Source organism: Bacillus sp. MUM 13 (genome assembly GCF_001866725.1).
Classification (GTDB): Bacteria; Bacillota; Bacilli; order Bacillales; family DSM-1321; genus Peribacillus.
On sequence record NZ_MLYQ01000019.1, the window covers coordinates 1 to 19,820 of the forward strand.

The following is a 19,820-nucleotide window of genomic DNA, read 5'->3' on the forward strand; positions in this document are numbered from 1 at the left end:
TGTGCAACTTTGCACGATTTGTTGATTGTAATTCATGGTAAAACATAGAAAAGTCACTTCTCCAACGAGAAGTGACTTTTCTAAATAAGGATGAATGACATACTACCTCATCACTATGTATTTATAAAACGTACAGAATTCCCGCGTGCAATGAAATAAATTTATGTTTAAAGGGTGGAGGTGGGTTTACCCTTTTTATTAAGATTTAATCCCAACTTAATTGCTTTACGAACTAAAGTCGTCCGGTGAATGCCTAATCGATCAGCAACCAAGTTTACATCCCCTAACTGCTCCCAAGCTTCTTTAATAACTTGAAACTCTATGTTTTGGACTATTTCATCCAGTTTGACTGCATTAGTAGACCTTAATAAACTTTTTGAATGAATATGTTCCGGTAAATCATGTACTTCTATCATATTACCTTCGGTAAGCACTACTAATTGTTCAATTAAATGCTGAAATTCTCGAACATTACCTGGCCAACTATAACTCTCTAGTGCAAGGTAACCTGCTTTAGATAATTGTATAGAGCGTTTATATTTATTACTGTATTTTTTCAAAAAATGTTCAGTAAGTACATAGATATCATCTTTATTATCTCGAAGAGCTGGAAGATGAATTGGTACCACAGACAGACGATAATACAAATCTTCTCTAAATTTTCCTTCATCAACTAATTGCTTAAGATTTTTATGTGTTGCTGCAATTACTCTAACATCAACTTCAATGGAAGCTGTATCACCCACACGTCTGATTTTTTTGTCTTGAAGAAAAGTCAATAATTTTACTTGAAGATGATATGGCATATCCCCAATTTCATCTAGAAATATAGTGCCATGTCTAGCAACCTCCAATAATCCTGGCTTACCTCCTCGGGTTGCCCCAGTAAATGCCCCATTTGCGTACCCAAACAATTCCGACTCTATTAAATGTTCTGGGATTGACCCACAATTGACCTCAATAAAAGGCTTAGAGGCCCTATCACTCAATTTATGAATAGCCCTGGCCACTACATTTTTACCACAACCTGTTTCACCTAAAATCAATACGGTGGAGTCAATTTCGGATATTTTTTTTATCTTCATCTTAACTGATCCAATGGCCGCACTATTGCCAACTAACTCTGGAACCTCTGCCATTTGAGAACGGAGTATCTGCAGCTCAATTTTTTGTTTCGTATTGGTAATCTCCTGTTCTTTGAGTGATTCTCTTAATCGGTTTAATTCTGTCATATCATGTACAGTATTAACTACAATCATTAGATTTCCTTGTTCATCACAAATAGGATTTCCTGTTACAGTCCTGAGCCGGTGTCCATTTTTAATTTTTTGTAAGATTGAAACTCTCTTTTTTTCTTTAATAACCTTCAAAGTAATGGTACTATCAAAATACTTACGGTTAACCAGCTCACAAACGTGAAGTCCCTGGACCTCTTCATTTTTAATCCCGGTAATTTCAGAGTATCTGTTATTCACATGAAGTGTGAATCCCCTTTCATCTGCAATATATATACCATCATGTACTGAATCAATAATCTGTTTGGTAAATTTGAGGTTGGCCAATTCTTTGGTTTTTCTTTCAAATACACATAAAGGATCAAGGGTTTCTAATAGAAATATTACATCACCGAATCGAATTTTTCGTACTGACCTGTAATACTCAATGTCATTTATAGAACAAAACTCTTCCAAAAAATCTATATCCATCCTTATAATTTGTTGACTCAAAAATGTCTGCTGAGATTTTTGAAAAGAAAAGTCATAACTTAAGTGGAAGATGTTCCTGGAGGACTCGTTGAAAAATATAACATCTCCCCCCTCATGAAATAACATGGACGGATGTTCCATTAACTCAATAAAGTCATTTAATTTAAATTCTTGTATCAGCTTTTTATGGATGTTTTTGCTGTGTTCTCGATGGGTCACTCAACTAACACCCCTATCACCAACAATATATTTTTGGATTAATGTTATGTTTATTATAACATTAATCTGAAAATTACAATAAAAATAAGAGCATAGAGAAGAGTTATGTCTTTACTTAAGTTAAACTGTCTATTAAATAGAAAGTCCTATAAACCAGGCCTTTAAGAGCATATCCAACTTTTTGACGCACTTCTTGTATTTGGAAATTTTTAAATATGGAAAACAGCAAAGTGATGAATCCTTCAAATAAAACTTCAACTGCTTATACTCTTCGCGTTTATTTTTCATCGTCTTTTCTGTGTATCCTTTAGCTTGACAGTGGTACATATACCTAAAACATCCTCAAATAACACAAAAAAACCACCCTTCATTGGTTTAGTTTCCAATAGAAAAAGTGGTTTCGGATTAGTTTGATGAAAGATACACCAATTATAGTATAAAAATTCCGATGAAAAATTCACTCTACATCGTATTCTTAGAAAAGCTTGTCCTATAATTGCCTTCAATCAAGTGATAAACCCTTGATATATCAGGATTTATTTTGTTTGTTGCTTGTTCATAGCACTCATCATTTGATTGATCTTTTTCTGGGAAGGTTTCATACCCATTTGCATCATCATCATTTTTAACATTTGTTCATTGATTGGCGGATTTTTCTTTAAGTAGTCCATCATGTATTTCCGAGCTATGAAAAATCCTAATGCTATTCCGACCATTAATGCCAGAACACCAACTAGAATGTATACCCACATACTATTTCCTCCTTCATGTTGTCTATCATACAGTGTACTAGACCAAGGAATATTATACAATACTGCGCAGTAGAAAGTCCTCTATTTAGACAAATTTTCTCTCTTTTATCGGTTTTAGCCAGCCATATCGATTGTTATCGAAATCAAGAGCAAGAAAATTGGAGTCACATTTTCTAATGCATTCAAAAAATGCAGTTTCAGCTTCAAAATTGCCGTCTGCTTTTAAAGCCAAATAATCGACATGGATGATTAGAGCTGCTTTACTGAATCCATTTGTATTGTCTAAGAGATAAACACCATTCTGACTCGTTATATTATTTTTTTTTGTTGTTTTATTCTTTATTTCTGACTGCAGCTGGTTTTCTGGTATCGTTTTTGTAACATATTCGATTTGCTTTTGCAAAATACTCTTCTTCTCACCAGAGGCATTAGTATACTCCAAAAACAAATTGAAAAACATCTTCTCTCTGCCATAAAAATGATAGGCAAATTCATCTTCTATAAGATATATCCGATAATTTCTCAATACAACGCCTCCTAACAGCCTTTTTCTTATTATATCTGCTATTATCGGAAAGAAATGTTGTTATATGATAAAAAAATTAAATGATTTTGTCGAAAACATAATTCATTCACTATTGAGAGGTTTTTTATCAATTACTTCACCCTAATAAATTGGAAACAGACTTAGCTTGGGGCTTCTTCAAGGTAACTCACTCGAAATTCCAAAAATTTCAGGCTATTAAAAAAAGAGAATACATATTTTATGCATTCTCTTTTTCCAAGCTGCAATGTTTAATGCAGATTTTTTTTCATGCTTTTAATTTCTTTAATTTTATCGGGCGTGACATCATTGCCCTCTGGATCTATCACTGTCACGTTTTCTAGGGTATCGGACATTGATTTTCTAAAAGTCTGAAGGTATTCACTTCGAAGCTTAGATTGCTCCTTCGCTTCCTCATTTGTTAAGCCTTCTGCTTTTGACTTCTTTGACAATTCATTAATACGGGCGATTTTTTCTTTCGACAGCATCGTCTCGCTCCTTCTTTTTCTGATACTGTCATGTTATATAAAATCATCGAAAAAAACAAGTTCTATGACTGACTTTCTATCCCTTTTTGATGCTCAAGATAACGGCGGTGGACCGTTGCCTTAGAAACCTTATAGCCAAATCCTCTTAAAGTTGCTGAAATTTCTTCAAAGGTCAGCCCATTCATCCTTAAGCGAACGATCTCTTCGACCGGAACTTCCTTTTTCTCTCTGCCGGCAGGATTGCCATGGTTTTTCAGGTTTTTTTCTGGCCGGAATCCTTGTTCTACTGCCCGGAGCATGCCTCTTTTGATTTTTAGATTATGAAGTTTTCTCTGATACTCTTCAACAATGCCGACAATTTCTATTACCATGGCATCAGAATCCGATAATTCAATTTCACCTTCATGCGAAAGCGTGTAAATAGTAATCCCCTCTTTGATAAGCACATGAAAAAGAGCTATCTTCGCATTTCCCCGACCTAGTCTTGTTTCATCCTGTATCAACAAGGCATTCGCTTTCTTATCTTTGATTAAATCGAGAATTTCAAATATCCCGTCTCTATTCAGCTCATATCCGCTCGCTTGCTCTTTGATAGTGGCACAGACTTCGAAACTTAATTTATCCGCCAGCTTTAATAATTCTTCTTCCTGCCTGGCAAGAGATGTTTCCTGTGAGGATTTTTCAGTGCTGACTCGGCAGTATATCATTGCATTCATTTTTTCCCAACCTTTTTTATTGTTCACTTGCCAGGTTACTGACAAGTTCTCCTTTAGTTACTGGAATAATGATATTGTCCCCCGGTTTAAGGGTTCTGGAGTATATATCATTATGTTTTTCTATCCAATCAATGAATTCAACTTTTGTCAAATCTTCTGTTTTATATTGATCAGCTATCTTCCATAGCGTGTCACCCGATTGCACAGTTACTGATTGATAGGATTGTTTGCCATCGTTATTAAGATTAATAGAATAAATTAATGAAAGAACAAAAACTAAACCTGCTAATAATAAAGTATAAGAATGCTTTTTGACTAGGCTTCTCATAACAATCTTCCTTTCAAATCGAATATTTGTTCGCTTGTTATATGAACAGTATAATACGAACGTGTGTTTTTAGTCAACAGAAATTCGAACTTATGTTTGTATCTCTTAAAACAGCATGTTATAATGAGACAAAGGATTTTGAGAAGAGGTGTGCGTATGACAAAACTTTCTAAACGACAGCAGGATATTTTAGAATTCATTAAAGATGAGGTGCGCAAAAAAGGATATCCGCCTTCCGTACGGGAAATTGGCGAAGCAGTCGGTTTGGCATCCAGTTCGACTGTCCACGGGCACTTATCACGCCTGGAAAGCAAGGGATTAATCCGCAGAGACCCAACTAAGCCAAGGGCTATTGAAATATTGGAAATGGAAGAAAGCAGCAGCATTCCAAGCAGCAAAGTTGTGAACGTTCCTCTCCTGGGAAAAGTAACAGCAGGATTGCCGATTACAGCTGTTGAAAATATTGAAGAATATTTTCCGCTTCCTGAAAGCATGGCCTCACATGATGAACAGGTATTTATGCTTGAAATTATGGGTGAAAGCATGATCGAAGCAGGAATACTAGATGGCGACTACGTTATCGTTAAACAGCAAAGCACTGCAAACAACGGGGATATCGTTGTTGCTATGACTGAAGAAAACGAGGCCACTGTTAAAAGATTTTTTAAGGAAAAGGATTTTGTACGTCTTCAGCCTGAAAACTCTTCGATGGACCCTATCATTTTGAGAAATGTAGCTATATTGGGGAAAGTCATTGGCCTTTATAGAAATATCCATTAAAAAGCGCATGCTATTGCGCTTTTTTTTAATATATGCTGATATATTCATAGATAGAATTTCCTTTTTTTAAAAATCATAACTTGCTAATCCCTGTTTTTCATCATATCAATTTCCGGATGGCTTTTTGAAAGGATTCAGGTTATTAACCCGGTATTTATATTAATAAAAAAACACCACAGCCTTAAAAGACGTGTGGTGCCTGTACTGTATTGTCAAAAATGGATTCAAGTGGCAATAATCTATTAATTTATTTAACTTTTTTTATCCGATTATCTTGATCCCGTCTTGATCCTTGCTTTCCATTCCTTCATCAAATATCAGCCTCGTCCTGAAAAAATGAGATGTTGTTTGATCCGAGGGTTCTATAGAGAACGGAAGCTTAAACATAAATGGAAGGTTATGAATACTTTCTGGTTCTATTATTCTTGATGTTAAAATGGTCGAAGATTCAATGATTTTCTGTTTTTTTTCATTTTTACTAACCTGGATAAAGCTGCATTCAATTCGTTTGAGCTGCTGCTCTATGGTACCTCCTTTGATTACAAAGTCTCCATATACCAGTTCTTCTTTCTTATATGTGTTTTTTTCTAATACGAGATCAATATTTGCTGCACCAATCCCTAACATAGACATATATTTTCTTAAGATCATGAACATCCATTCCTTTGTTTGTTTTTTTAACTATTCTTTTGACCTTTATTGATATTTCATTTTTAAATATTTATCTTCTAATCTTTTTTCTATTTTTTCATTCAACACTTTATCTTTCATAAGTTCCTTTTTATTTTTTTCCACTAATTCCCTCATGGAGATTTTTCTTTTTTTCATTTGGACACCCCTCTTTTTTTCTTTGAATGCCACCCTTAGGATTTAATCTGTTTTAGTTATTAACAACAGAAAAAGCCTTTAACCATTATAATGGTAAAGGCTTTTTCTCATAAATAAAGACCTTTACCAAATTGGCAAAGGTCTCGCTAACAGCATTAAGCTGCCAGCAAAGCCGGGAATGAATTCCGTAATGACGACTTTGCTGTAAAAGCTACTCCCCTTCAGGAGAACGATTCATTTAATTATTTTAAGTTTACTATATTTAATAGTTAATGTCAATGTCATACCGTAATGAATAACAGTTCCATTCAATCAGTCATAATCAGTTTTTCTGCCAAATAGGCAGGATGTTTAGTTAAGACTACTTAAACGTTAATAAAATCAGGTTTTTGATACTGCAAGAGTATTCAATCGAGTATGCCCAGCCGTTCAGCGCTGTAATAAGAACCAGCAGCAGCCAAACATGAATCAGTGAATACTCTATTTGCTTTTAAGTTGTGCCCGCTCAAGGATGTATCAAAGTATATATCTTATACACGCTCTTCCATGCATACACCTCACACATGCCTGTTTTTAAGAAGTGTTCCTCCGTAAATGTTTTCTTTTTCTGTTATAAAATCACTTCTTTGGTTCGTCTAAGCCATATCATGCCAAAGACCTATTTCACATGGTCTTTTCTAAGCATGCATAGGAAAAATAGGCATATCAGAAAAGGCCCATGAAATTCGGCAGCCTAGATCAATTCCGTGTGGATACTCGTGTTTTTCCTATTATGGATTAATACTTTTGCTCCAAATAAAAATGCTGGCTTCTTTTAGGTGTAAACCTTATTAAAATTACAAACTTAGCGGTTCTATTTTCACTGAGTATTTCACAATAACCTTCATCTTTTCATATTTGTCCAGCCATACCCTTCGTGTCATTGGATGAACCAAGGGAGAAAGCGTATGGCCTCCCACTTCCAGCGGTTCTATCTTTAACCTTTGTGTTTCCTTTACAAGCCTCACGGTTTCCCTTTGGAAATAAGACTCGATATCGTGGTTCATTCTATTCATTTCCGTTCGGCTGAGTATGTTTCGGTGTCCTCGGTATTCATCAATTCTTCCCTTTAGCTTAACATGAATGGTTAACGTTTTGAAATGATCATCGACCTGCATATGAACCGTTGAGCGTACCTGACCCAAGGAAACATTGAGATGCGGGATGGGAAGATTCTTTAAATAGTGGTCATTGGCAATGAGCTGAAACATTTGGTCTTCCCTTTTATTAAAGGAACCCACATACTTATTTTCATTAAATAAAGCAGTTCCTTCATACGTAAAATTATCTTTGTCTGCCTTAAATAACGGAAGCACTGGATCCGAATAAGGAGAGTAGACCTTTTCCATAAATTCATGCAAATTGACGATGCTCATTTCCCCTTGATTTCTTCTTTCATAATGCCTGAACATCCGGTAAAGGTTGTAATCCAGATTCTTTTCCATTTTGTTTTCACTTTCTAAAAAATCTTCAAAGCTTCCTCTGACCAATACAACAAAAAGACGCGGAGATACATCAGGATCAGTGAGGATCGTATCAATTAACGAGATGACTTCTTTTTTTGCCAGTTTTTCATTAATGATCAGCACGCGAAGTTGGCCAAGCTTCAACTCCCGATAAAACTTCAGGTTAAATTCTTTTTTCCCTTGCTTTAATAAATCCACATTCAGTGAAAACAGCTTTTTTTTCTCATCAGTAACCGGAGGGACGAGGGTCGTTATTTTCAGTTTGCCTCCTTCACCTTGATTCAGGGACCAAAACGTGACCGGAGCAATCTCCTCAACAGTATTGTCTTCAACATAAGGTGATGAACAGCCTGAAATAATGAGGAGGATACAAAAGATGGACAAAAAAGACTTCATCTAAGACTGCCCCCTTTTCCATTTCATTGCAATGGCAAGTACTGAAGGAACCAAAAGGTAGGTTATTGCACCCAGCCATAGCTGAAGAGTTACCCATACATTTAATTCCTTTCCTTCCCTCCAGTACCAACCATTAATGACTAGCATACATATAAAAACGGCAATAATACTTCCTAAAAATCCCTTACGATTCGTCTCGATGTTTATTCTCCCTGAAACGATTCTTATTGCTCCATATAAACATAGTAAAAAAAGGGCAATCAAATAGAGAAAATAAATCATGTTTAGGGAAATTAATATAAGATCCACCCTTTCAAAAACGGGTGACTGCAGATAGCGGATCATGTTCACAACCGGAAAGCTCATCTTCTCCAAGTATGGTGAACCATAATATAGAAGACAAGCCACAAACAGAACAAGGTATTCAAAGACTGACAGTGCATTGCCTATACTCATTCCCCTTAAAATCTTTTCCTTAGGGCCGATCCAGGGGCCGAGGCAAACTAAATACTCAGGTCCAGAGAGGGCAGACCAAATCATGAACAGTCCATACCATGAAGGAAATGAACTCGCCGCAGGCACCAACGGATACAAATGATGAGTTTCGGCAATCGGCGGCAAAAAATATGGAATATAGACAAGAATCACCCATATCGTGGCAAAAAAACCGATGATGGACAAGCGAATCGTTTTCTCCATCCCTTGAGAAGCGATATAAAACCCGGATGCCATCAAGAAGAAAATAAGCCAGCTCGTCTTCATCGAGGGAAACATAAATTGGTGGACAATTTCGACATACCCCAAAGTGGTCACGATCACTTTAATTAAAATGAAAAAAAAGCCCAGAAGTGCAAAGAATCGGACAAGCTTTTCGCTAAATAGTTGTACAAAGCCGCGATAACCTAGAACATAATAATTTGATGTTAAAAATTTTGACAAAATCAAAAGATTGACCTGCGAAAGAAATCCCACCCCAAGGATCCCTGCCATCATATAAGGATGGACCAAATGTTTGGGCAAAATTAATACATAGTACAGCATTTGCATCCGGTTCACCATGGCAAAGATATAACCGCTTCCCATAACAGCAGTTCGATCAAACAACTGAAATCTGCTGCTCATTCGCTCCCCTCCCCTTTAGAAACCCGCCATTTTTTCACTGTCTTCAAATATTCCGGCCGCAGCTTTGCCCATGGCAATGGTACGCGAACAAAAAGATCTTTCCAATCTCTCCAGTAAAGCGGAGCAACTGGTGCAAAAAATGGCTGTTTTAAGGAAGAAAGAGCATTCAGATGAGCGAGCAGAAGAATCAATCCAAAGGCAATCCCCAAGATCCCCAGAAATGATGCAAGTATAAGAATCAAAAATTGAAGAACGGTAGTTGCTTTTGTGACTAAATAATTCGGCACTAAAAATGACGCAATCGCCGAGATTCCCACGAGAACAATCAACACTTTGCTGGCAAATCCCGCTTCGACAGCAGCTTGTCCGATAACAATACCACCAATCACTCCAATCGTCTGACTCGTTTTTGTCGGCATCCGTAAACTCGCTTCTTTAATAATTTCAATGATAACCAACATGATCACTGATTCCCAAAATGGAGTGAATGGCAGTTTGGTCCGTGATTCCGTGAGTACATACAGAATCTGGAGCGGAATCATCTGATAATGATGAGTGGTTAATGCGACATAAAGAGGAATCAGAGTAATGGCTATAAAAAAACTAAAATAACGAAGGCTCCGTAAAAAACTCGCAATCACCCAGCGATGAACATAATCTTCTGGAGATTGAAACAGATGAAAAAAGGTAATGGGGGCGATGAGCGCAAAAGGTGTATCATTTAGCAAAATAATGATCTTGCCTAGCCCCAGTGAAAAGGCACATGAGTCCGGCCGGTCCGTCTGCATAAACTGCGGAAACAAACTGTGCGTATGATCATCCATAAAAGCGGAAAGATTGGAGCTCTCCAAAATCAAGTCAGTGTTAACTTTAGAAATATTTTTCCGAGCAATTTCGACGATATCCGGATTGGCAATTCCTTCAATATAAAGCATCTGAACCTGGGTTTTGGTATTCGAACCTGCCTGGAATTTTTCTGCTTTTAGCTCAGTGACAGGCAGACGCCGCCGAATCATGAACATATTCTGCTCAATCCTTTCAGTAAAGCTGTCTTTTGGCCCGTACATTATTGTCTCAACTTCTGAATTTTCGATTGCTCGACTGAGCGAATTCTCCAGTTTTACCGCCCACCATTCATTATTCTCTTGATCATGGATGAGAACAGCACCAAACACCATGTGTTCTTTGGCTTCTTCTATTGAATGGATTCTTAAAACGCTACAGGTGGATATCCCCTGAATAAACGTCTGATCCTTGCTCAGGAGAAGCGGCTGAATAACCGCCTCGTTCAGTCTCTCCTTGTCAATTAACGTTTGTATGTAAACAAGTGAAAAAGAAACACCGTTGTTTGTTTGCCTCTGTACGATTTCAGCATCATCCATTTTCTCTGTTACTTTTTTCAATAATTCAAGTGTCACGTCTTCATGAGTATTCCTTTTTTTCTCTTCATTTTTTTTCTGATTCGCTGCTGCCCTTTTCTTTTTACGAAACATCAATACATACCACCTGACCGAATACCTTAATAATAGCTCCTGCATTTATTATGTTCAGGGGAATAGATTTTAACCAAAGAAAACCAAGTGCTCTGTAATGTTTTGTGCCTAGGGACAAGAAAAACAGCATTCAAATGAGGGAGATGAAAATTTATGCTGCCAATGGAAAAGTATTTCGGTAAGTTAGAACTCGTTCATTCATTTTATGGGGCTATGCCTACAGGCGTTACCGTGTCAGAAACCGGGCGTATTTTCGTGTGCTTTCCGAAATGGGGAGATGACGTAAAATTTACGGTGGCGGAAATTGCAGGAGACCAATTGCAGCCCTATCCAAATTTAGAAACAAATTTGGCTAACCCAGCAAACGTTGCTATGTCATTTATCAGTGTCCAAAGTGTAGTGGCTGATGGAAGGGGAACACTTTGGGTATTGGATACAGCAGCACCCAATTTTTCTGAACCAATTAAAAGGGGGGCAAAACTAGTCGCCGTTGATTTAAACACAAATACAATCAGAAATGTGTATACCTTTACAGAAGAAGTAGTCCTGCCAACCACATATTTGAATGATGTTCGCTTTGATTTTCGCGTAGGAAAAGCCGGTTATGCCTATATTACAGATTCATCCTCCAAAGGCCCTGGAGGGATCATTGTTGTGGATTTAGAAACCGGAAAAGCATTCAGAAGGTTAAGCGGAACCCCACCTACATCACCCGATCCCTATTTTATGCCAAAAGTAGAAGGCAACATACTGATGAATAGAAATAAAGACGGTTCCATATCTCCCTTCCGAATGGCGTCTGATGGTATTGCGATATCAGCAGATGGTAAGACATTATTTTTTTGTCCTTTAACTAGCCGTTATCTGTTCTCCATTTCAACAAAAGCCCTGAGAGACAGAAACATACCGGAGACGGACTTACTTTCCCTGGTAGAGTATAGGGGAGAAAAAGGGGCATCTGACGGAATGATCACCGGAGCAAAAGGAAACGTCTATGCAGGGGATTATGAAAACAACAGCATACGCAAGATCATGCCGAACGGGAACATGGAAACCATTGCACATGACCCGCGGATTTTATGGCCGGATACGTTTTCGATTGGTCCGGATAAATACTTATATCTTATTGTGAACCAATTACACCGGCAGGCCCGCTTTCATTATGGCAGGGACCTGAGAGAAAAACCGTATAGTTTGCTTCGCATAAACATTGACGAATTGCCTGCTCCAGCATTTTGACAACAAATAAGGAACAGTTTATAGTAAACTGTTCCTTACTGTTCCTTACATGATCTATAGTGTTGGCAAATCCAAAGCGGTCTTCATATTTGTCAAGTTCAATTGGATTTGCTCGTTCGTATCCCAAGCGTGATACCATCCTTTTTCCACTATATAACCGGAAACTTGTTCATGCATCTCAATAGCTTCATCCAGATGCCGAGTCAGCATTTCTTTGACTTCAGGTGTTCCGGCTTCCGTAACAGCCATGGCGTAATTTCTAACTCCGCTTTTTGCCGCAATCAATAAATCCATCGCAACAATCTGGTCGGAAAGTGCATCCATTCCTGTTAAGTTTTCAATGAATGAATTCAATTATACTCAGCTCCTAACGATTGCTTTGCATTAGATAAAACAGAGGTATATTCTTCTAACTGTCTGGTGGAAAGATCAATGTCTTGCTGCATAATTTCCTTTAGCCTTGAGTCACTAACCAGCGCTTTCATTGTTTTAGATTTGGTTAAACAATTTGTTTTAAAAGCAGCCATTTCTTGAACCTCAAGAACTTCATGTAGGGCATAGTTCATTTTTCAATCCTCCTTCCTTAAGGTTTCAAGACGACTTTTATACAATCATCTGTTTTGGTGTCAAAAATCTCATAGCCGCGCTTTGCTTCACTGAGCGGCAGGACATGGCTGACCACATCTCCCGGATCAATCTTTCCTGTAGAAACCAGTTCAAACATATAAGGCATATAGTGAATAACAGGTGCTTGTCCTGAGCGAATATTTACATTGCGGTTCATAACATCTCCAAATGGAAATCCGTTATATTTCCCCGCATAAACGCCTGTTACCTGGATATTGCCGCCTTTTCGGACGCACTGGGTCGCCATGATAAATGCACCCAATGCACCACTGTGAAGTTTTAATCCGCTGGCAAGAAACTCCATATCGGTCATTTTTCCGTCCATACCAACAGCATCAATGACTACATCCGCACCGCCCTTAGTGATTTCCTTCAAGTATTCTCCACAATTTTTATGATCTTCAAAGTTCACAATTTCAACTTTGTTTGTCCGTTTTGCATGCTGCAGGCGGTAATTCACATAATCGACTGCAATCACCCGCTTTGCCCCTTTTAGCCAGCAAAACTTTTGTGCAAAAAGTCCCACGGGACCGCATCCCAAAACGATAACAGTATCCCCGCCCTTTACGCCTGCATTATCAACACTCCAAAAACCAGTGGTCATCGCATCCGCAATAACCGCTAACTTTTCATCAGGTTCCTCGCAGGTCTCCGGGATTTTAAAATGAGTAAAGTTGGCAAAAGGAACTCTCAAATATTCCGCCTGCCCGCCTGGGTAACCGCCAGTTGTTCCGGAATATCCGAAATAGGCTCCCATATCTCCATTATCATTTGAATTGTCACATTGACTTTCCAAATTGTCTTTACAGAAACGGCATTCACCGCACGCGATGTTAAATGGAATGATTACGCGGTCTCCCTTTTTTACTTTAGTCACTTCAGGACCAACCTCTTCAACGATTCCCATCGGTTCATGTCCAATGATGTAGTTCTCTTGCAGGTTAGGGATCATACCATGAATTAAATGCAAATCAGAACCACATATCGCTGTACTGGTTACTTTGATAATCATGTCATCCGGTTTTTCAATCTTAGGGGCTGGCACTTCTTTCACTACAACATTTTTTATCCCTTGATACGTTACCGCCTTCATACTATATAACCTCCAGTGTTAATGTTCATCAGGTGTCCGATCGAACATGCCCTTTCGATTGGTTTCAACGGGAAACAGGTTCATTTTGCCAATCTTAATCGTATTGTTGGCCGAAAGCTGATCCAATTGATACTGTTCTGTTAGTTCGTAAGGATGGAACCATTTTTTCTCAATCATCAAATCAGATATTTCCTGATGCATCGCAATGCCCTGCATCAATTGTTTTCTTAATGCAGCTCGAACATCAGGTGATGCGGATTCGGTTAATGCTACAGCTATGTTGCGAACGCCTTCCTTGGCACGAAGAAGTAAGTCCATGGCAAAAGTGGTGTCTGCTAGTTCAGGCATATGCAGCGAGTTTATCGGGTCCAAATAATCATTATTCAATGAACGGTTCCTTCCTTTCCATTAATGATGGGTGTTGGGCGATTTTGAGGAACAGGAGCTTGAAAAGGTGCTCTTTCATAGAGCGACTGCAATTCAGTCAGATCTTGTATCGATTGTGTAACATCTTTTTTCATCAAGTTCCTAAGATCATCATCAAAAACCAGTCCTTGCATTAATTTAGACTTAGCGATACAAAGCGTTTTAAAGTTAATGGCCTCATGTAAATCCAACGACTCATGGGCAGCCAATTTTTGTTGGCTCATTTTGATTTCCCTCCTTTTTATCCTAAATACAGTTGTATTGTTCCAAACATAGGATTAAATATGCGTAATAATATTTCTTACAAAGACCAATTTCTTATAAGGATAGAGTAAATTCAGCCTGAAAAACTGCTTTATCATCTGAAACATAAAGATAAAGTGATTTTTCATTTTTTGACTAAAATTAATTTTGAATTCACATTATTAGTATGGATTTGATTTCATACAGGTTTATAGTCATAGAAAATAGAGATGAAAAGTTCAGGCGGTTACAAAAGGGAAGTCGCATCCGCTTTTTATCGACAGGAGCTTTTACTCTCAAATCGAATCATGAAAAAGGATCCAAGCTCAGAAGTCTCCAGAAGACTGATTAAGCTTTAATACGGCACGGCTATACTCGAACTATATTAATGAGCCCTTTTAATGAAGTTCTATTCTCCTCACCTGTATCCATTTCCCGCTGCGATTTGCAGTTGCGGTTCATATGGGACCTTTAATCCTCTTCTGTTTACGATGCGCCCAGTTTTATACTGGAAAAGAGAGATAATGAATTAATCGACCATTCAGGCAATAAAAATAAGAGACCAAAAAATTTGCTCTCTTGCATGACTTATTCTCATAACACATCTGTTAGCATTACTAAAGTGAATTATGATTGGCTTGTTAAATAAATTAAAGTCATTAAATATTAGTGTTCAAAATGTGATCAGTTAGGATTTTGATTAATAAAACTGACCACCAAAACAACAAACAAAAACCCCTTAACACCAATGGTGTCAAGGGGTTTTTTGCATTAATACATGCTCATATACTGTTCGCGTTCCCAAGGATGAACTTGTGTGCGGAACATATCCCATTCGATTTCTTTTGCTTCGATGAAATGTTCTAGCAAGTGTTCACCAAGAGCGGAACAAATCACTTCATCTTCTTTCAGCTTTTCAAGTGCTGCATAAAGAGTAGCTGGAAGGTCAATGATCCCTACTTCTTCACGCTCTTCTTTTGTCATCACATAGATATTGCGGTCTACTGGGGCAGGCGGTGTTAATTGGTTTTTAATACCGTCCAGGCCTGCTTTAAGAAGTACAGCCAATGCCAGGTATGGGTTTGCTGCAGGATCGACACTTCTTACTTCAACACGTGTGCTGATTCCGCGGGAAGCTGGAATACGGATTAGCGGACTGCGGTTTTTAGCTGACCATGCTACATAACAAGGTGCTTCATATCCAGGAACAAGCCGCTTGAATGAATTTACTGTAGGGTTGGTTACCGCAGTAAAGTTTGGAGCATGCTTGATGATTCCTGCAATGAATTGCTCTGCAGTTTCACTCAATTCCAGTTTTCCGCTTTGATCATAAAAAGCATTTTCTTTTTCTTTGAATAAAGAAACGTTGCAGTGCATACCAGATCCATTTACACCAAATAATGGCTTAGGCATGAAGGTTGCATGCAATCCATGTTTGCGTGCAATAGTTTTTACTACAAGCTTGAACGTTTGGATGTTGTCGCAAGCAGTAATGGCATCCGCATATTTGAAGTCAATTTCATGCTGTCCAGGTGCTACTTCATGGTGTGAAGCTTCAATTTCAAAGCCCATTTCTTCAAGTTCAAGCACGATGTCACGACGGCAATTTTCACCAAGATCTGTAGGCGCCAAATCAAAGTATCCGCCTTTATCATTCAGTTCCAGAGTAGGTTCGCCGGCTGCATCCAGTTTGAATAAGAAGAATTCCGGTTCTGGTCCAAGATTGAAGCTTGTGAAACCTAATTCTCTTGCTTCAGCAAGAATTCTTTTCAGATTTGCACGGGGATCACCCTCGAAAGGTGTGCCATCTGTGTTATAAATATCACAGATCAAGCGTGCCACTTTACCTTTTTCAGATGTCCACGGGAAGATCACCCATGTATCCAAATCAGGGTATAAGTACATGTCAGATTCCTCAATACGGACAAAACCTTCGATAGAAGATCCATCAAACATCATTTTATTGTCCAGAGCTTTTTCTAATTGGCTGACAGGAATTTCAACATTTTTAATCGTTCCCAATATATCCGTAAATTGCAGACGGATATATTTTACATTTTCCTCTTTTGCCAAGCGGCTAATGTCTTCACGTGTAAACTTTGCCATTGTCAAATTCCTCCCCAAGTCATGTAAAGTAAGATTTATTTAAATTAATGAAAAAAACGGGACATATCGCCTTGCCTGAGGCTTGTGCGGTATTTGCCGCCGTGAGTCAGTTCTGCTCTAAGGAGTTTCCTTAATTCTTCATCACTTAAATCGCGCTTTGGTTTTTCATTTTGATTGATCATTTCTTTTTGAAACTGGGCTTCTTCTTTAACTGCAAATATTTTTTTAATTCCTGCAAGATTGACGCCCTGCTCTAATAGTTCCTTAATTTCCAGAAGCCTGTCGATATCATTTAGCGAAAAAAGACGGCGGTTTCCTTCTGTTCTGTCAGGAGTGATTAATTGGTGCTCTTCATAATACCGAATTTGGCGCGCAGACAACTCCGTCAGCTGCATGACAACTCCGATTGAAAATAGAGGCATTGAACGCCGAATGCTGTTGCCGCTCATATTTCGGATCCTCCTTGTTATTCATCATATAGATATCATATTATACGTAAGAAAAAATGTCAAAGGAATGTTATGTTTTCTCACATGGGTTTTTTTCGAAATACTTTCCCTAAAAAGTTAAACACCGGCACGGGGCCGATGTTTAACTTTTTTTATTCCGGTTATTTTCCGATATTCAGCAGATTTTTCTCGATTAAGAAATCTGCTGCTGTGAGAACAGCAATTTTCACATGTGAGTATGTTAGTCCTCCCTGAACATAAGCAACATACGGAGGCCTTATTGGACCATCTGCAGATAGTTCTATGCTTGCACCCTGAATGAAGGTGCCTGCAGCCATAATAACATCATTTTCGTAGCCTGGCATATAGCTGGGGTACGGCGTAACATGGGAATTAACCGGCGAAGCAAATTGTACGGCCTGGCAAAAGGCTACCATTTTGTCTTTATCATCAAATTGCACAGACTGTATAAGGTCCGTCCTTTTGGCATCCCATTTAGGATATGTATTCATTCCTAGTTTTTCAAGAAGCGCTGAAGTAAACATAGCCCCTGTCAAGGCTTGTTCAACCACATGGGGAGCAAGAAAGAAGCCTTGATACATTTCCTGAAGGCTGTATAAGGAGGCTCCGGCTTCAGCACCTATTCCAGGGGAGGTAAGGCGGTAAGAACAGGCTTCCACCCATTTCTTTTTCCCGACAATATACCCTCCAGTTTTGGCAAGGCCTCCTCCGGGATTTTTGATAAGAGAACCAGCCATCAGATCTGCTCCAACATGGCAGGGCTCCATTTCTTCCACAAACTCCCCGTAACAGTTATCAACGAATACCACAAGATCCGGATTAATGTTTTTAACAAAATCAATCATTTCTTTGATTTCGCTGATAGTGAAAGAAGGCCTTGTAGCATATCCCTTCGACCTTTGAATTCCAATCATTTTAGTTTTTGGAGTTATTGCTTTCCTGACTCCTTCATAATCCACTTTACCTTCGTCATTTAAAAGAACAGTATTATAATCGATATGAAATTCCTTCAGTGATCCAGTTCCACTACCCCTTATACCCACAATTTCCTCTAAAGTATCATAAGGCTTACCGGTAATATATAGAAGCTCATCTCCCGGCCTAAGGACACCGAAAAGACAAATGGAGATAGCATGTGTTCCAGAGATGATCTGCGGCCTTACAAGCCCTGCTTCTCCTCCGAATACTTCTCCATAAATTTCTTCAAGTGTGTCTCTGCCCGCATCATCATATCCATATCCTGTTGAAGGGATAAAATGAGAATCACTTACTTTATGCTTTTGAAAGCTCTGCAACACCCGAAACTGATTGGATTCAGCTCTTTTGGCTGCTTCCTGCTTCAATGGAGCAATCTTTCCTTCCATTTCATCAGCAAGTTTTTGCAGGATGCTTCCGTTTTTCAGATGTTGATACATGATGTTACTCCTTTATTTTGCATATTTCTCCAGCTGGCCCGTCAAAGGATGGTCCTTTAGGCTATAGCCTTTGCATTCATATTGTTCGTCTTCTTCATGAAACAAAAGAGAGCGCAGGATGCTTTCATTCTTCAGCTGTGATAAAAGTCTTCCTTCGCTGGATGGCAGGTAAACGTGATAAGATTCCATCTGGCCAATCACGGTTTCTTCAATGGATGACAGTACTGATTTTAAATCATTTTGATCAAATGCGCTAATCACCAATGATGTTTCTTTAGAAAGCGGCATGAAATCAGGATGCTGCTGATCACGTTTATTATAAATGGTTATCTGCGGGATATTATGAACCTCTAAATCAGCAAGAAGATTATTTACTGTTTTTTCATGATTAAAATAGTCCGGACTAGATGAATCCACTACATGCAGCAGGACATCCGCTTCTTTCACTTCCTCAAGTGTGGAACGGAAAGCGGCGATTAAAGATGTTGGCAGGTCCTGGATAAAACCGACTGTATCCGTCATCAGTATGTTGAATCCGCTTGGGAGGACTGCCTTTCTTGTCATAGGATCAAGTGTGGCAAATAATAAATTCTCCTCAAAAGATCCCGCTTCTGTCAGGCGGTTGAATAAGGTGGATTTTCCCGCATTGGTGTAGCCCACAATTGCTGCCTGAAAAGCCTTATTGCGCTTTCTTCTTTCACGGTATCTTTCCCTGTGCTTCACAACTGTACTGAGCTGATTTTTGATATCATCGATTTTCCCTCTGATATGTCTTCTATCGCTCTCAAGTTTTGTTTCCCCGGGCCCTCTTGTCCCAATTCCCCCTCCGAGCCTTGATAAAGATACACCCTGGCCTGCAAGCCGCGGCAGCAGATATTGCAGCTGTGCAAGCTCCACCTGAAGCTTTCCTTCTTTAGAGCGGGCTCTTTGTGCAAAGATATCCAGGATCAGCTGGGTACGGTCTATAATTCTTGCTTGAAGTTCTTTGGATAAATTCCGGATTTGGCTTGGAGATAATTCATCATTAAAAATAAAAAGATCGGGCTCCATTTCTTCTTCCAGGTTTGCTAGTTCTTCAACTTTACCCTTACCTATATATGTAGATGGATGAATGCGGTCTCTTTTTTGAGTGACTATTGCCAGCACTTCACCATTTGCAGTCTTGGTTAATGAAGATAATTCCTCCAGTGAATATTGATATCGGTCATCATCCTCATTTGTTTGGCACCCTATCAGAATTACCTTTTCATATTCTCTTTGTTCCAAGCTAGGCACCTCTTTCTTTTGCTTTTCTTCATCATACCAAAAAAATACATCAACACAA

Annotated in this window: 22 protein-coding genes; 2 read left to right on the forward strand and 20 right to left on the reverse strand. The window is 38.6% G+C overall.

What is annotated here, in order from left to right; translation table 11 throughout:
• Positions 1-167 precede the first annotated feature (167 nt).
• The 6 genes from BIV59_RS06440 to yneA all read right to left on the reverse strand — a co-directional run bounded on the left by BIV59_RS06440 (position 168) and on the right by yneA (position 4,753).
• On the reverse strand, positions 168-1,925 hold the full coding sequence (locus BIV59_RS06440) for a sigma-54 interaction domain-containing protein (protein ID WP_083392074.1): 1,758 nt from the start codon (positions 1,923-1,925) through the stop codon (positions 168-170).
• 536 nt (positions 1,926-2,461) lie between these two features.
• Positions 2,462-2,677: a YneF family protein gene (locus BIV59_RS06450; RefSeq protein WP_071350646.1), complete on the reverse strand. Its 216-nt coding sequence runs from the start codon at positions 2,675-2,677 to the stop codon at positions 2,462-2,464.
• Between the two features lie 85 nt (positions 2,678-2,762).
• The gene (sirA, locus tag BIV59_RS06455; protein WP_071350647.1) at positions 2,763-3,203 is read right to left on the reverse strand and encodes a sporulation inhibitor of replication protein SirA; all 441 of its coding nucleotides are present in this window, start codon (positions 3,201-3,203) and stop codon (positions 2,763-2,765) included.
• A 269-nt stretch (positions 3,204-3,472) separates the two neighbouring features.
• Positions 3,473-3,709, reverse strand: coding sequence for a DUF896 domain-containing protein (locus BIV59_RS06460; protein WP_071350648.1), 237 nt, complete (start codon positions 3,707-3,709; stop codon positions 3,473-3,475).
• 62 nt (positions 3,710-3,771) lie between these two features.
• Entirely contained in the window at positions 3,772-4,425 is a 654-nt protein-coding gene (locus BIV59_RS06465) for a YneB family resolvase-like protein (RefSeq protein ID WP_071350708.1), read from the reverse strand.
• Positions 4,426-4,441: 16 nt separating this feature from the next.
• Positions 4,442-4,753: a cell division suppressor protein YneA gene (gene yneA / locus BIV59_RS06470; protein ID WP_071350649.1), complete on the reverse strand. Its 312-nt coding sequence runs from the start codon at positions 4,751-4,753 to the stop codon at positions 4,442-4,444.
• A 156-nt stretch (positions 4,754-4,909) separates the two neighbouring features.
• Between yneA and lexA the strand changes: the two genes are divergently transcribed.
• A complete protein-coding gene (lexA, locus tag BIV59_RS06475) occupies positions 4,910-5,533 on the forward strand; it encodes a transcriptional repressor LexA (protein ID WP_071350650.1) in 624 nt (207 codons plus the stop codon).
• Positions 5,534-5,794: 261 nt separating this feature from the next.
• Here the strand turns inward: lexA and BIV59_RS06480 are convergent, their stop codons facing one another.
• The 5 genes from BIV59_RS06480 to BIV59_RS06495 all read right to left on the reverse strand — a co-directional run bounded on the left by BIV59_RS06480 (position 5,795) and on the right by BIV59_RS06495 (position 10,877).
• Entirely contained in the window at positions 5,795-6,184 is a 390-nt protein-coding gene (locus tag BIV59_RS06480; RefSeq protein ID WP_071350651.1) for a sporulation protein, read from the reverse strand.
• Between the two features lie 45 nt (positions 6,185-6,229).
• A complete protein-coding gene (locus BIV59_RS23185; RefSeq protein ID WP_139194324.1) occupies positions 6,230-6,361 on the reverse strand; it encodes an FbpB family small basic protein in 132 nt (43 codons plus the stop codon).
• Between the two features lie 836 nt (positions 6,362-7,197).
• Positions 7,198-8,262 (reverse strand): Ger(x)C family spore germination protein, encoded by a 1,065-nt coding sequence (locus BIV59_RS06485; RefSeq protein ID WP_071350652.1) that lies wholly within the window; start codon positions 8,260-8,262, stop codon positions 7,198-7,200.
• Positions 8,263-9,384: a GerAB/ArcD/ProY family transporter gene (locus BIV59_RS06490; protein ID WP_071350653.1), complete on the reverse strand. Its 1,122-nt coding sequence runs from the start codon at positions 9,382-9,384 to the stop codon at positions 8,263-8,265.
• Entirely contained in the window at positions 9,381-10,877 is a 1,497-nt protein-coding gene (locus BIV59_RS06495) for a spore germination protein (RefSeq protein ID WP_071350654.1), read from the reverse strand. Before BIV59_RS06495 ends, BIV59_RS06490 begins: the two co-directional genes overlap by 4 nt.
• Positions 10,878-11,030: 153 nt before the next feature.
• On the opposite strand from BIV59_RS06495, the gene BIV59_RS06500 reads away from it, so the two are divergent.
• Positions 11,031-12,116: an L-dopachrome tautomerase-related protein gene (locus tag BIV59_RS06500; RefSeq protein ID WP_071350655.1), complete on the forward strand. Its 1,086-nt coding sequence runs from the start codon at positions 11,031-11,033 to the stop codon at positions 12,114-12,116.
• A gap of 54 nt (positions 12,117-12,170) precedes the next feature.
• Here BIV59_RS06500 and BIV59_RS06505 read toward each other — a convergent pair whose 3' ends face one another.
• The 9 genes from BIV59_RS06505 to hflX all read right to left on the reverse strand — a co-directional run bounded on the left by BIV59_RS06505 (position 12,171) and on the right by hflX (position 19,762).
• On the reverse strand, positions 12,171-12,470 hold the full coding sequence (locus tag BIV59_RS06505; protein WP_071350656.1) for a spore coat protein: 300 nt from the start codon (positions 12,468-12,470) through the stop codon (positions 12,171-12,173).
• Complete coding sequence (locus BIV59_RS06510) at positions 12,467-12,682, reverse strand: hypothetical protein (RefSeq protein ID WP_071350657.1); 216 nt, start codon at positions 12,680-12,682, stop codon at positions 12,467-12,469. The genes BIV59_RS06505 and BIV59_RS06510 overlap by 4 nt, the downstream gene beginning before the upstream one ends.
• Positions 12,683-12,699: 17 nt before the next feature.
• Positions 12,700-13,836: a zinc-dependent alcohol dehydrogenase gene (locus tag BIV59_RS06515; RefSeq protein ID WP_071350658.1), complete on the reverse strand. Its 1,137-nt coding sequence runs from the start codon at positions 13,834-13,836 to the stop codon at positions 12,700-12,702.
• 18 nt (positions 13,837-13,854) lie between these two features.
• Entirely contained in the window at positions 13,855-14,223 is a 369-nt protein-coding gene (locus BIV59_RS06520) for a spore coat protein (RefSeq protein WP_071350659.1), read from the reverse strand.
• A complete protein-coding gene (locus BIV59_RS06525) occupies positions 14,220-14,486 on the reverse strand; it encodes a spore gernimation protein GerQ (protein WP_071350660.1) in 267 nt (88 codons plus the stop codon). The genes BIV59_RS06520 and BIV59_RS06525 overlap by 4 nt, the downstream gene beginning before the upstream one ends.
• Positions 14,487-15,276: 790 nt before the next feature.
• Positions 15,277-16,611, reverse strand: coding sequence for a type I glutamate--ammonia ligase (gene glnA, locus BIV59_RS06530; RefSeq protein WP_071350661.1), 1,335 nt, complete (start codon positions 16,609-16,611; stop codon positions 15,277-15,279).
• A gap of 44 nt (positions 16,612-16,655) precedes the next feature.
• Positions 16,656-17,060, reverse strand: a complete 405-nt coding sequence (locus tag BIV59_RS06535) for a MerR family transcriptional regulator (RefSeq protein ID WP_071350662.1) — start codon at positions 17,058-17,060, stop codon at positions 16,656-16,658.
• A 161-nt stretch (positions 17,061-17,221) separates the two neighbouring features.
• Complete coding sequence (locus tag BIV59_RS06540; protein ID WP_071350663.1) at positions 17,222-18,496, reverse strand: methionine gamma-lyase family protein; 1,275 nt, start codon at positions 18,494-18,496, stop codon at positions 17,222-17,224.
• A gap of 12 nt (positions 18,497-18,508) precedes the next feature.
• Positions 18,509-19,762 carry a GTPase HflX gene (hflX, locus tag BIV59_RS06545; protein WP_071350664.1) on the reverse strand — a complete coding sequence of 418 codons (1,254 nt, stop codon included), beginning with the start codon at positions 19,760-19,762 and terminating at the stop codon, positions 18,509-18,511.
• Between the last annotated feature and the right edge of the window lie 58 nt (positions 19,763-19,820).